Raw genomic sequence first — 12204 nt, forward strand, 5'->3', positions numbered from 1 at the left:
TGGGTGCCCGGAGCGGTCAGATCGTCGTGTGCAGGGCCGCCATGCGCTCCTCGATCTCCTTCCGGCTCCCGCCCTCCACGACGCACCGCAACCCTGCGTCCCCGGAGGAAGAAGGAGTGCCGGGCCGCGGCGCCTCCTTCGTGTACGCCAGCCAGGACGGCGGGGCGGAGCGGTCGTAGCCCAGTGGCACGGCGGTCTCCAGGATCCAACCGGACTGTGGACCGATCCGCTCCAGGAAGGTGTCCTCGCACAGCAGCCCGGCGCTCAGCAGACAGGCGGCCCTCGCCTGGTCGACGCCGTACGTGTGCCGCATGGACTCCTTGATCAGACCGCCGCCCCCGCGGCACGCGACCTCGCCGGCGAGGAAGCGGCCGTCCGGCGTGCGGTACATCTCCAGGTGCAGGATGTTCGGGCGGTGCGCCTTGCCGACCTTGGCGGTCAGCGCCTCGGCGTAGCGGCGCAGGAAGACGTACTCGGAGGAATCGGCGTCGACCATGACGGAGCCGGTGTTGTGCCGCGTGAACAGGTGCGGCGGGTGTAGATAGCGCGAGGGCGAGACCAGGATCGGCGCACCGTCCCTGACGAGAATGTCCACGTGGTACACGTCGCCCTCGACGAATGGCTCTAGGATCAGCTGGGAGCAGTGCAGCGCGGTGAGCACCTCGGGCTGCGCGGCGAGCCGTTCGACCGCCTGCGCGGGCGAGGCGAGAGTCTGCACGCCCATGGCGCCGGAGCCGTCGCGTGGCTTCAGGACGACGGGCCCCAGCCCAGCGCAGGCCGTGAGGACGTCCTCGCCGCTGCTCGGCAGGCGATGCGGTACGGCTGGCACCTCGGCGTCGTCGACCTCGATGCCGTCGAAGAGCTGCTTCATCAGCAGCTTGTCGCGGTAAAGCACGGCTGCCGACGACAGCATGCCCTCGATGCCGAAGAGGGTGCGCGCCTCGGCGGCCCTGAGCACATCCGCCTCCGCGTTGGAGAAGACCACGTCCGGCCGCCACTCCGCGCACACCTCGAAGATCCGGCGAGTCGTCGCAGGGGAGTGGTAGTCCTCGAGCACCTCACGGCGCACGCCTCGCGCGATGTCGTCGTCGGCGCGGGCCGTACCGGACCCACTGATCAAGCGTACGTCGATGCCGGGCGCCACCTCCTGGAGCCAGGTCTCGAATGGGGCGACAGAGCTGGGCTGTTGCAGGACCAGTACGCGCATTCGGTGAGACTGATGGATCAGGCGGCCCAGAGTCAATGCCCCCCTGACCAATACCTCACCATATGAGATAAGTTGCCCGGAAAACGCGCGTGCGAGCGCTACCCGCCGCGGTGGATCAGGGATTGATCTCATTTTGGCCCTGTGACATTCTCCTGCCCGTGATGATTCCGGCCGCCTGCACGGCCGCGCTGCTCTGCCTGATCGAGGGGGGCGAGGCGATGGCCCTGCTCTCCCGGCGGCGGCCACGACCGTGGGGAGCGGCTGCGGTCGCGGCCGGCGGCGCCCTGCTCTGCCTGACCGTACTCCTCGCCGTGGCAGCTGTGCTGCCGGTGCGGGCCACGCGGGTGACCGCGGCGGCGGTCGTCCTGCTCATCGGGCTGCAGTGGCTGGTGCGCGCAGTACTGCGACTGCTCGGTCCCCGGCCCGGCGGCGGGCGCACGGCATTCGCCATCGTCCTCGCGGCGGCCGTGGAGGCCGCCCTCGCCTGCGTCGCGCTCGCCACCGTAGCCGGTACGCCCGCCGCGGCTTGGGCGCTGTGCGGGTGGGGCTTCGTCATTCTTATGGCTGTGGCCGGGCTCATCGCGCACCGTGCGCTGCCCGGGCCGCCGCAACGCATCCCCAAGGCGGTCCTCGCCCTCGCGCTGACCGCCACCGGTGCGGCGGCCGCCGCACCGGCGGAATGGTGGGTGAGCGCGGCGGCGGCCGCCGCCGTCACCCTGGCCGTGCTGCGACTCCGCTCCGCTCCGCCGCCGCACCGGGCCCGGGATGTCACGGGCGTACGCGGGTTCCTCCTCGGCGACACCGCCGTCACATGGCCGGCCACCGCAGCCTTCGCGGCTCTGGCGCCGACCGTGCCCCTACCCTGGCGCCCGCTGCTGCTCGCGGCGCTTGTCACCGCAGTTCTCCTGGCGGCCACCGGACGGCGTGGGCGCCGGGCGGCCCTCATTGGCTACCGGAGCGCCGGGCTGGAGCCACCACAGAAAAGGGCCCGTTGGACAGGACGCGCCCATCCACATCAGTCAGTCCAGTTGCCCGCCACGAGGCCGGTCTGGAACCACCTGCTCAGGAATCAGGAAGCCACGTTGCCGTCAGACCCCGCCCCGTCGCCCGTCGAAGCCGGACGCCCCGTCGAGCTCGCTCTCCTCACCGGCCCCCGGCTCCTCGACGTGGCCCACGCCGTGCGTGTGCACGCCGCGCAGGCCCCGGACCGGCCCGCCGTCAAGGACGCCACGACCACACTGAGCTACGCGGAGCTGCGCGAGCGCGTCGACGCCAGTGCCAGGGCCTTGACTCTCAGGGGCGTTACGCCCGGCGACCGAGTCGGCATCCATCTGCCGAACTCCGCCGAGTACATCATCGCGATCCTCGCCTGCATGACGGTGGACGCGGTCTTCGTGCCCCTCCCGTTCTCCGACCCGGTGGATCGCGTCCAGGGCCTTGCCCGCGACTGCGGCATCGCGCTCACCATCGTGCCCGCCGGCCACCGGCTGTCGGAAGCCGCCGAGGAGGAGCTGCGTCCCGTACGCCTCGACGAGCTGGACACAGCACCCGGCGCACAGCCAGCGGGGGAGCCCCCAGCGTGCGAGGACGACATCGTCTACCTCGTTTACACCTCAGGCACCACCGGCAAGCCGAAAGGCGTGATGATCCGCCGACGGAGCCTGCGCAACTTCGTCGCTAACACCATCGCGTCCTTCGAACTCAGCAACGAGACGCGGGCGTTGTGCGTCTCTCCGTTCCACTTCGACGGCTCGTTCGGCAGCATCTTCTCGGTGCTCGCCGTCGGCGGCTCTCTCGTAGTGGCCGGCCACGGGCCGCTGCTGCCAAGCGACTTCTTCCGGCTGCTGCTGTCCGACGGCATCACCCACACCTCGTTCTCGCCGAGCCTGCTGCGGCTGCTCACCGCCAGCCGCGACCTGCCCAAGCTCGCGCAGTCGCGGCTGCGCACGGTCGGCCTCGGCGGCGAGGACTGCACCCCGCAGCAGATCGCCCAATTGCTCGAACACCGACCGCAGCTGCGGGTGTTCAACCGCTACGGGCCCACCGAGACCACGGTGGTGGTCGCGACGCACCTGGTGACGCGCGAGTGGTGCGAGTCCGGCCGCAAAATCCCCATCGGTACCCCCGACTGCGGCGTCGATTTCCACATCATGGACTCCCAGGGAGAGTTGGTCACCGAGCCGGGTGTCCCCGGTGAGCTGTGCGTGAGCGGCGTTCAGGTCATGGCGGGGTACTGGGGTGCCCCCGAGGTCTCGGGGAAGGTGCTTAGGGACGACCTGGTGCCCCGTACCACGGTGTACCTCACCGGTGACCTTGTGGAGCGCACTCAGGACGGGCTCTACGTCTATCTAGACCGAGCCGACGATGTGATCAAGCGCAGCGGAAACCGGATCTCCATGACCGAGGTGACCGCGGCACTGCTCGCTGTGCCGGGCGTCGAAGACGCGGTATCCCTCGTCGACCGTCCCGAGGGCCGCACGCTGATCCGAGCCTTCGTGGTCGCCCCTCGGTTGGAGGCCGCGGAGGTCCGGCGGGAACTGCTGCGGCGGATACCGGCGTACATGAACCCTGATTCGCTCACAGTGCTCGATGAGATGCCCCGGCTCAGCGGCGGCAAGCCGGACGCCCGCCGCCTGCGCGCACTGGCCTGACCGACCCGGCGCCGCGGATGCTCAGGACCCGGACGGTCGCGTTTGGAGGATGAAGCGGTCCATCAGGCGGTCCATCAGCCCGGGCGCCTCGGCTGGGTCATCCAGCAGCGCGAAGACACGCACGGCCGCTGTTCCCCGGCGGAAGTCGCGGATCGTGTCGCCCACGGACACGAACTCCTCGACGTCAACGACCTGAGGCAGATCCGCGAAGCTCTGCGCGGTGCTGACCGCGGTGACTACGCCGGAGCGCATCGGCAAGTCCACGAGGAGCACGGTGCGCGGGTCGGTGACCGGGTCGACATGGGGGGCGCGGCCCGCAGAGGTATCGGTGAACGCCCGCCACAGGTCGACGCCGTGCTGGAGCCGCACGAGGTCGGTCACGCCGTCTCCGCCGGGCCGGCAGGCTATCTCGCCGATCAGCAGATCGTCGCCTGTGCCGAGCACTTCGAGATGCGTGACACCGGAGTCTAGGCCGAGCGCCTCGACCACACGCAGGTGCAACTCCTGGATCCGCGCGTACTCCGGGGAGGTGGGGGACAGCGCGATGGATCCAGCCACGGCGCCGTACTGCTCCTGTAGCGGCGGCACGAGGTAGCGGGAGACGCCGGAGAACAGCACCTTGCCCTCGTGCGTGACGCCGTCGCAGTGATACTCCGTGTCGATCTCCACGTACCGCTCGACGATCACCGGGAAGCCGGAGGCCCGCAGCCCCGCCGCCTCCTCCTTCCCGGCCAGCGCGACGGCCTCCTCGCGAGTGCGGACCACGAAGGTGTTCTGGCTGCCGCCGCCGAAGACGGGCTTGACGACGACCGCCCCCGAGCCCAACTCGTCGAAGGCCGCAGGCAGATGGGACAGAGTCGGTACCGCCATCCAATCGGTCACGGGCAACCCGTCCGCGCGCAGCGCCTGCTTCATCAGATGCTTGTTGCTGAAACGCATCGCCGTATCGAAGCCGATGCCCGGCACCCCGAACCAGGTGCGGATCAGGCCCGCGACCGGGACACTGCGCTCGGCGGGGCTGATCACGCAGTCAATGCCCCGCTCCTCGTATACCGCACGGGCGGCTTCCCTCACCTGGTCGAAGTGGTACAAGGAGTCCACTAGGCGCACATCTTCAATTTCCCGATAGCGGTGGGCGAATGCCGGCATTGTGATGACCGACACAGTGCCGAATTCATTCAGCCGCGCCAACTCCCGCGGAGGGTAGGTCTTCGCAGCATTGACGACAATGGCGTGCGGACGGTCGGTGGACATCATGTCTCCAGGGAGGGTTGAGTCGAGGGCGGAACGGGAATGGACGGTCCTTCAACTCGCCACAGCATTTGGCCTGGTACGGCGTTTCGTCGGCAAGCACAGCGGCCACCGTCTCTTCTTCGGTTCGGGATGAAAGCCGAGGAGAGGCGGTGGCCATGACAATCTATCCTGGCACGCGCGCGGCGGCAGGCTGCCCAGAGTCTGCGGAGGACGGCGCTCATATCGAGGCGACAAACATATTTCGTAGACGATCAAGAACAGCAGCGGACGCAACAGGGTGAACCGCTCGGCATGCTTGTCGCGGGTCACGGAGACGTGACCACCCGCGCAGCGGAGGCCGGCTGCTCGGGACGCGGGCCGCCCTTTGCCCAGATGGGGGAACCCGGCTTGCGGACCCCGCGGTCGAAACGCACTGACCACATATGAGCGGTTCTGACGACCTGCGCGGCATCCCGGTGTTGGCGCGGCCTCAGCCTCGAGGCCGGGTGTTGCGATGGCGCCGCGAGTAGTTCGTCGCCGCCGGGTGCAGCGAGATCTCGACTCATCGCCTGGCCGCCGTCACCGACAGCACGGTTGACATCCATGCCATGGTGGTGAGGCAGGAATGACGCCTTCTGCCATGAATCGAAACCGGCCCGGAAGGGCCGGCCAAGGGGTGGACGACGTGAGCGAGGCGGACGGACTGGTGATCCACTACCGCGATCCGGGGGATCTGCGGACCGGAGACCCGCCTCTCGGCGACGAGTGGGTCACCCGGCTGTCCACGACCGGACCGGTGCGCGAGGACGCGGTGGCACGCCTACACGGGTTGATGCTGCGCGCAGCCCGGCATCAAGTCAGCCGCATGCCGGAGGCGGCCGGACTCGGCGCGGCCCGCCGGGAGGAGACCGTGCCCTCGGCAGCGGACGAGGCCACGTTGTCGGTCCTGGCGCGGCTGAGCACGTTCGAGGGCCGCAGCCGGTTCACGACGTGGGCGTACAAGTTCGGGATCCTCCACGCGGGTGTCGAGGTGAGACGTGCCGCATGGGACGGGCGGGAGATCGAGCTGCACGAGGTGGCGGAGCCGCGGGAGACCGCCACGACCTGGCCGAGGCCGTGCGAGACGGAGTCCTCCAGGTGTTGACACCGCACCAGCGACGCATCGCCGTCGCGTTGCTGGTCGACGAGGTGTCGATCGACGTGCTGGCGGAGCGGCTCGGGACCAACCGCAGCGCGCTGTACAAGGCGTTGCACGACGCCCGGAAACGACTGCGGACCCACCTGTCCGCCCAGGGCTTTCTACCGGCGCGAACCACGAAGGGGGTGAACCGATGACGAAACGTGGACCGCTGAGCCCGGAGGCCGTCGAACGCCCGATCGCAGCCACCGAGCCGTGGTTGTCCTGCGACGACTGCTTCGAGCAGATCGATGCCGCCATCGACAAGATGCTTGTCGGTTCGACTGTGCCGATGAGCGAGGAGCTCCGAGTTCACCTGTCGGCATGCGCGGTCTGCTGCGAGGAAGCGCGGACACTGGCGGCTCTGGTGGCCGAGGAGCACGGCCTGTCCAACACGGGCGATCGTCGTACGCTGGATGCGGTGGTCTGGCCGGGTGGGATCGGTGTCCACAGCCGCTCACCTCTGCGCGAGCAGGAGGCGGGTGGTGAGGGCGAAGGGATGTGCAATTGGTTCGTCTCCCCTCGGACACGCAACTACCCCATGGGTTTGAAGCCCGGCCTACGGACCGGGCTTTGTGCTTTCGGCCGGACGGTTGTGTACCCCGTCGGGGTCGCAGACGATCGTGATCGTACGGGCCTTCAGGTATGGGCTGATCTTTTCGTGGTCGGTCAGGTTCAGGCGAGCGGAGAGGATGTCGAGGAGCCGGTCCTCGCGGATGTACAGGTTCCTGGGCTGATCAGGTGTCCGGGCCCTGGCGCTGGTGTGGCCGTGCCGGCACCGGTAGCCGGGCCGCTGGTTGGCCCAGTGCGCTTCCATGCGCCGCCCGCACAGCCCGCAGATGAGCAGCCCGGACAGCCGGTAGCGGCGAAAGGCGCCGTCCGCGGTCGCTCGCGTGGCGCGTACGGCCTGCACTGCCACGAAGTCGGCCTCGCTGACCAGGGGTGGATGCACCTGATCGTCCGAAATGATCCAGTCGGAGTGGTCATTCCAGGATCGGCTGCTCACCGAGTGAGGATCATGGTCGGTGCGCTGCCGGTTCCACGCCTGGCGGCCGGTGTAACGGGGATTCTCCAGGATCGATGCGATGGTGCGTACCGTCCAGCCCTCCCCCGACCTGTGTGGGTTTCGTGCCCTGTCCACTCGGGACGGACACGGGATGCGCCGTTCGTTCAACTGCCGGGCGATCGCCGCGATGCTCCACCCGGCCCGCCGCACCGCGAAGATCCACCTGACGACGGCGGCAGTGGCGGGGTCCGGTTCCAGCTGGTGCAGCCGGCGCCCCCAGCGGGCATGCGCCCGGTTCGGATGCGGGCCGGCGTCCGCCAGCCGGTACCCGTACGGCGGACGACCGCCCATGTATCGGCCCTGCACGGCCGCTTGCACCCGCATCGCAGCCAGTACCCGGTGGCGTGCCCGGACCACCTCGCGCTGTGCCTGCGCGCCGAGCACGGTCATCAACGCCTGGTGGGTCGGGCTGCCCATCTCGACCGCGCCGGCCGCCTCGGGCAGCCACACCTGCACTCCGCGCTCGTCCAGCCACGGCAGCAACTCGTTGATCTGGTCGGCGAAGAACACCCGCTCGTACTCGCCGACCACGATCGCGTCGAACGGGCAATCCGGCCCGCTGATGAGCTCCAACAGCTCCGCCGCCTTCGGACGGTCCTGCCATGGCACCCTCCGGGACACCCCGACGTCGAAGAACTCCCGCACGATCCGCCCGTGCCCCGACACCAGCTCCGCAGCCACCTCCCGCTGCCAGCCCTGCGAGGTCCACCGGTCCTGGAACCGTTCCGTCGACGTCCGGCCGTAGAACGCGAAACGCAACCCCGGCTCCGCCTCACGGCGCTTGGCCGGGCGTCTCCGGGTTCCCCGGCGAGCCTGTCCGATCCAGGTGTCGAGCTGCAGTTCGGTCTGGGTCGCGGTCATGCCCCTGTCCCATCTGAGAGTTTTCCTTTCGCTCATGACGCCTGATTTCGTCCGTCGGTGCGCCGTAAGCCCGGTAATTTAGGGGTTTCGCGTGAGAGGGAGTGGTGTTTCGTGCCGGGGACGGCCCGCGAGCGACTGGCTGAGCTGCTCGGCGAGCCAGGGAAGCTGGGAGAGCTGGAGCAACAGGCCGCGTGGAGCGTCTACCAGAAGCTCTTCATGACCGATCTGTCGGTGACGGTCGACGGAGTCGGCCCGCTTCACTTCCCCGTCTCCGACGAGCAGTCCGCACTGCTGCGCGGGCTCGGCCGCCGGGCACGGTTCGGGCGCGGCGAGCAGACCTTGACCGACCCGGAGATCCGTGACACCTGGGAGATCCCCAAAGAGCTGGTGCACATCGAGTGGACCACCCGGTTCGACGCCGTCCTACAGGTGATGCGCGATGAGATGGGACTGCCGCCGCATTGCGAGCTCACGCCGGACCTGCATTCCATGCTCCTGTACGAAACCGGCCAGTTCTTCGTCACCCATCAAGATTCCGAGAAGGACGACTCCATGGTCGGGACCTTGGTGGTGACGCTGCCGTCCGACCACACCGGCGGTGAGCTCGTCATCGAGCACCGCGGCCGGCGGAAGGAATACCGCGGATCGAAGGTCGCGGTCTCGCTGGTCGCCTTCTACGCCGACTGCCATCACCAGGTCCTACCGGTGACGACGGGGAATCGGATCACCCTCACCTACAACCTGATCCTGACTGGAGACAGCGGCCCCGCAGGCCAGGACGCCACAGCCCAGGATGCGCTGGCCGGTGAGCTCGCGGCCTGTCTTGACGAGCACTTCGCCACTCCGATCACCCTCTCCTATGGCAGAGGCCAGGCCGACCCGCCGATGCGGCTGGCGTACCTGCTCGATCACGAGTACACCGCCCGGGGATTGAGCTGGTCCCGGCTGAAAGGCTCCGACGCCGCCCGTGCGGCGCTGCTGCGGGCCGCAGCGGACCGGGCGGATTGTGAGGTGACGCTGGCCCTTGCGGAGATTCAGGAAACCTGGGACGCCTACGACTCCGACGACGAGGATTCCTGGTACGACGACTACGACAGCTATGACGACTCTGACGACGACGCGGAGGAGGACTCCGACAGCACGGACGACGGGCAGTACGTCCTTCAGGATCTGATCGATTCCTCTATCACGCTCGCCCACTGGGTCGGCCCAGAAGGCGGACGCCCCGAGGAGATCTCGCTGACCCTCACCGATGCGGAGGTGGCCGCGACGACCCCGACGGCCGATCTCACGCCCTACACCTCCCAGTACAAGGGCTACATGGGCAACTACGGCAACACCCTGGACCGCTGGTACCGGCGGGCGGCGCTGATCATCTGGCCCCACAGCCGCGACTTCGCCAGCCGAGCCCAGGCCTCCTCGGCCTGGGCGATTGACGCACTCGGCGAGATGGTCGGTGCTGGAGAGGTCACCAAGGCCCGCGAGGCGGCGCGGTCACTGGAGCCGTTCTGGAACGCCTCGATCCGTTCCGCCCAGATCGATCTCCTCGGCCGGGCACTGGAAACCGCCAAGGGACTGGACGACGCGGAAACCGCGGCCATGCTCCTGCGTCCGTTCCAGCTGGAGCGACTGGCTCCCGACCATGCCCCGGCGCTCGCCGCCCTGGCCGCGCACTATGGCGACGCCTGGATCACCGGCCTGCTCCGCGACTGGACTGCGGCGTGGCGGCCGGGAGCCTACGGCCATGTCCCGGAGCTGCTGGAATGGCTCACGGGTCTCCCCCGGCTGTGCACAGCATTGACGGCCGCGGGAAGCGAAGGAACCGCGACCGCCCACCGCATCCTGGACCTGTCATGGACGTGGTTGACCGACGGGGTCCGTCCCATGCTCACCGGGCCGTCCACCAGCAGGCTGAACACGTGGCTGACCGGCCTCGGAGCGCCGCTCGCCGGGATCACCGCGGCCGCGGCCCAGACCGGATCCGCCGGCGTGCTGGACAATGTCGTCAAGCTCGGGCGAACGGGCGGCGACGAAGTGATCCCGCTTCTGATAGCCGCGCTGCGGGCCGCGGGGCCGCACAGCGAAGGTTTCGGCGACCTGGCCCTCGGCTGCGCCGAACGGATCCGGGTGGTGCTCTCCCGTCCGCAGCGTGCCTCAGACGACTGGTCGATCGAGCTGCCCGCCGGTTGCGCATGTGATCTGTGCGGGACACTCGGCGCGTTCCTCCGCGACCCGCAGCGGCGTGCTTTCGAGTGGCCGCTCGCGCAGGAGAAGCGAAGACATGTCCATTCCCGGATCGATGGTGCCGAGTTGCCGGTCCGCCACGAGACCAGACGACAGGGCCGACCGTACACCCTGGTGCTGACCAAAACCGAGGCCCTCTTCAAACGAGAGCACCTCATTCGCGAACGCAGCGAAGCGGACCTGGCCTGGCTCGTGGAGAACTGGAAGGTTCCCCGATGATCCGGCCATGCGCAGCAATCAGCCACTCCGCCCTGAACCATGGCCGGCCGAGCTCTTCCGATACCACCCGCTCGGGGCAGTTCATGACGCGCATCGGGCAGGTCCAGATATCCTCGGACGGCCAGGCGATGCTTCCGGCACCGCTCTCTGCGGTAGCGCCGACGCCCTGGAGTTGCTGACCCGGGCACCGGATCCGGTCTCGGCCGCGAGGTTGACGATCACGCAGATCACCGCGGCGCTCAAGCGGGCCCGCCGCCGCGATGTGGCCGATAGGGCCGCTGCGATCCAGGCGGCGTTGCGGAGTGAGCACCTGGACCAGCCCGCAGTCGTGACGGCCGCCTACGCCGCGACGGTGCGCTCGGCGACCGCGATCCTGACCGTGCTCAACGAGCAGATCAAGGTGCTCGAAGGGCAGGTGGAGGAGCATTTTGGCGCGCATCCGGCCGCTAAGATCATCGGCTCCCAGCCGGGACTGGGACCGATCCTCGGCGCCCGGGTGCTTGCCGAGTTCGGCGACGACCCCAAGCGGTACGCCAGCGTCAAGGCCCGCAAGAACTACGCCGGCACCAGCCCGATCACCCGGGCCTCGGGCAAGAAGAAGGTGGTCCTGGCGCGGTATGTCCACAACGACCGGCTCGTGGACGCCCTCGGCACCCAGGCGTTCTCCGCGCTGCAGGCCTCGCCCGGCGCCCGCGCCTACCACGACCGGCTGCGAGCCCGCGAGGTCGGCCACTACGCCGCGCTGCGTCAACTCGCCAACCGTCTCGTGGGCATCCTGCACGGCTGCCTCAAGACCGGCACGCTCTACAACGAAGCAAACGCTTGGTCGCATCATGCAGAGAAGCTCGCAGCTTGACATTCAAGCTCATGGGATGTCTTTGGGTAATGGAGGTAGGTCGTGGCTGGCTCGAATATGGCACCGCTGAAGGTGGACTCCGAACCGATCGCTGATCTCGCAGGGGCTCACTCTCTTCACATGACGAAGAAGGAGTTCGTGGCCCAGGCCGTACAGGCATATTTCAAGGTCCGCCAGGCCGAGCCGCATGCGGCCGCGCAGGAGGCGATGGCCCAGCTGGACAGGACGCACACAGCCCGGGTGGCACTCGTCTCCGGACTGACCAAGGGGCAGATCGAAGAACTCGGCGACGTGGCGGAAAAGTGAGCCCTACCCATCCGACCACCCACCGCTAAGGCCCCTCAAGCGGCATCCAGCGACTTCTCGCTGACAGGCAAGCGCACCGTCCGATCGCCGAAGTCGACGACCAGATCCAAGCGGGCCCCGAGCGCCTCCACGTAGCGGGCGATGACCTCAAGGGAGGTGACCTCGCCATGCTCGATCTGTGAGACACGGGCAACGCTCACACCCATGGCGCTTGCAACGTCCTTTTGTCCGAGCCCGAGTTGCTTGCGCGCCTCGGCAAGCTGATGACCGCGCGCCTCGGCGAGGAGCTTCCTGGCGCCCTCCTCGATCACGGAAGGGGAGACACCGGCCTCGTGTAGTTCCCGCTCCAGGTCGGCCCAGTCCCCCGGCGTCCTCTTCGGCATG

At 68.6% G+C, this 12204-nt stretch carries 10 protein-coding genes; 6 read left to right on the forward strand and 4 right to left on the reverse strand.

Features of this window, described 5'->3' with window-relative positions:
- Positions 1-16: 16 nt before the first annotated feature.
- Positions 17-1207 (reverse strand): ATP-grasp domain-containing protein, encoded by a 1191-nt coding sequence (locus tag AP234_RS14210; protein WP_055480133.1) that lies wholly within the window; start codon positions 1205-1207, stop codon positions 17-19.
- A gap of 161 nt (positions 1208-1368) precedes the next feature.
- On the opposite strand from AP234_RS14210, the gene AP234_RS14215 reads away from it, so the two are divergent.
- Positions 1369-3858: an amino acid adenylation domain-containing protein gene (locus AP234_RS14215; RefSeq protein ID WP_235558191.1), complete on the forward strand. Its 2490-nt coding sequence runs from the start codon at positions 1369-1371 to the stop codon at positions 3856-3858.
- Positions 3859-3879: 21 nt separating this feature from the next.
- On the opposite strand, the gene AP234_RS14220 is transcribed toward AP234_RS14215, so the two are convergent.
- The gene (locus AP234_RS14220; protein WP_083502098.1) at positions 3880-5115 is read right to left on the reverse strand and encodes an ATP-grasp domain-containing protein; all 1236 of its coding nucleotides are present in this window, start codon (positions 5113-5115) and stop codon (positions 3880-3882) included.
- Between the two features lie 661 nt (positions 5116-5776).
- Between AP234_RS14220 and AP234_RS36235 the strand changes: the two genes are divergently transcribed.
- Both AP234_RS36235 and AP234_RS36240 read left to right on the forward strand, forming a co-directional pair.
- Complete coding sequence (locus tag AP234_RS36235) at positions 5777-6235, forward strand: hypothetical protein (RefSeq protein WP_152990410.1); 459 nt, start codon at positions 5777-5779, stop codon at positions 6233-6235.
- Positions 6229-6426, forward strand: a complete 198-nt coding sequence (locus AP234_RS36240; RefSeq protein WP_152990411.1) for a helix-turn-helix domain-containing protein — start codon at positions 6229-6231, stop codon at positions 6424-6426. The genes AP234_RS36235 and AP234_RS36240 overlap by 7 nt, the downstream gene beginning before the upstream one ends.
- Positions 6427-6827: 401 nt before the next feature.
- Here the strand turns inward: AP234_RS36240 and AP234_RS14230 are convergent, their stop codons facing one another.
- Positions 6828-8195 (reverse strand): recombinase family protein, encoded by a 1368-nt coding sequence (locus tag AP234_RS14230; RefSeq protein ID WP_055480136.1) that lies wholly within the window; start codon positions 8193-8195, stop codon positions 6828-6830.
- Positions 8196-8306: 111 nt separating this feature from the next.
- On the opposite strand from AP234_RS14230, the gene AP234_RS14235 reads away from it, so the two are divergent.
- The 3 genes from AP234_RS14235 to AP234_RS14245 all read left to right on the forward strand — a co-directional run bounded on the left by AP234_RS14235 (position 8307) and on the right by AP234_RS14245 (position 11820).
- Complete coding sequence (locus AP234_RS14235) at positions 8307-10658, forward strand: 2OG-Fe(II) oxygenase (protein WP_055480137.1); 2352 nt, start codon at positions 8307-8309, stop codon at positions 10656-10658.
- A 211-nt stretch (positions 10659-10869) separates the two neighbouring features.
- Positions 10870-11514, forward strand: a complete 645-nt coding sequence (locus AP234_RS14240) for a transposase (RefSeq protein ID WP_235558169.1) — start codon at positions 10870-10872, stop codon at positions 11512-11514.
- Between the two features lie 120 nt (positions 11515-11634).
- Entirely contained in the window at positions 11635-11820 is a 186-nt protein-coding gene (locus AP234_RS14245; protein WP_152990412.1) for a hypothetical protein, read from the forward strand.
- Positions 11821-11855: 35 nt separating this feature from the next.
- On the opposite strand, the gene AP234_RS14250 is transcribed toward AP234_RS14245, so the two are convergent.
- Positions 11856-12203, reverse strand: coding sequence for a helix-turn-helix domain-containing protein (locus AP234_RS14250; protein ID WP_055480139.1), 348 nt, complete (start codon positions 12201-12203; stop codon positions 11856-11858).
- Position 12204 lies beyond the last annotated feature (1 nt).

The organism is Sphaerimonospora mesophila, from assembly GCF_001417795.1.
Taxonomy (GTDB): domain Bacteria; phylum Actinomycetota; class Actinomycetes; order Streptosporangiales; family Streptosporangiaceae; genus Sphaerimonospora; species Sphaerimonospora mesophila.

Bases quoted from the DNA above. Each gene is read 5' to 3' on its own strand.
- AP234_RS14210 (WP_055480133.1), bottom strand. From the start codon at position 1,207: ATGCGCGTACTGGTCCTGCAACAGCCCAGCTCTGTCGCCCCATTCGAG.
- AP234_RS14215 (WP_235558191.1), top strand. From the start codon at position 1,369: ATGATTCCGGCCGCCTGCACGGCCGCGCTGCTCTGCCTGATCGAGGGG.
- AP234_RS14220 (WP_083502098.1), bottom strand. From the start codon at position 5,115: ATGATGTCCACCGACCGTCCGCACGCCATTGTCGTCAATGCTGCGAAG.
- AP234_RS14230 (WP_055480136.1), bottom strand. From the start codon at position 8,195: ATGACCGCGACCCAGACCGAACTGCAGCTCGACACCTGGATCGGACAG.
- AP234_RS14245 (WP_152990412.1), top strand. From the start codon at position 11,635: ATGACGAAGAAGGAGTTCGTGGCCCAGGCCGTACAGGCATATTTCAAG.
- AP234_RS14250 (WP_055480139.1), bottom strand. From the start codon at position 12,203: ATGCCGAAGAGGACGCCGGGGGACTGGGCCGACCTGGAGCGGGAACTA.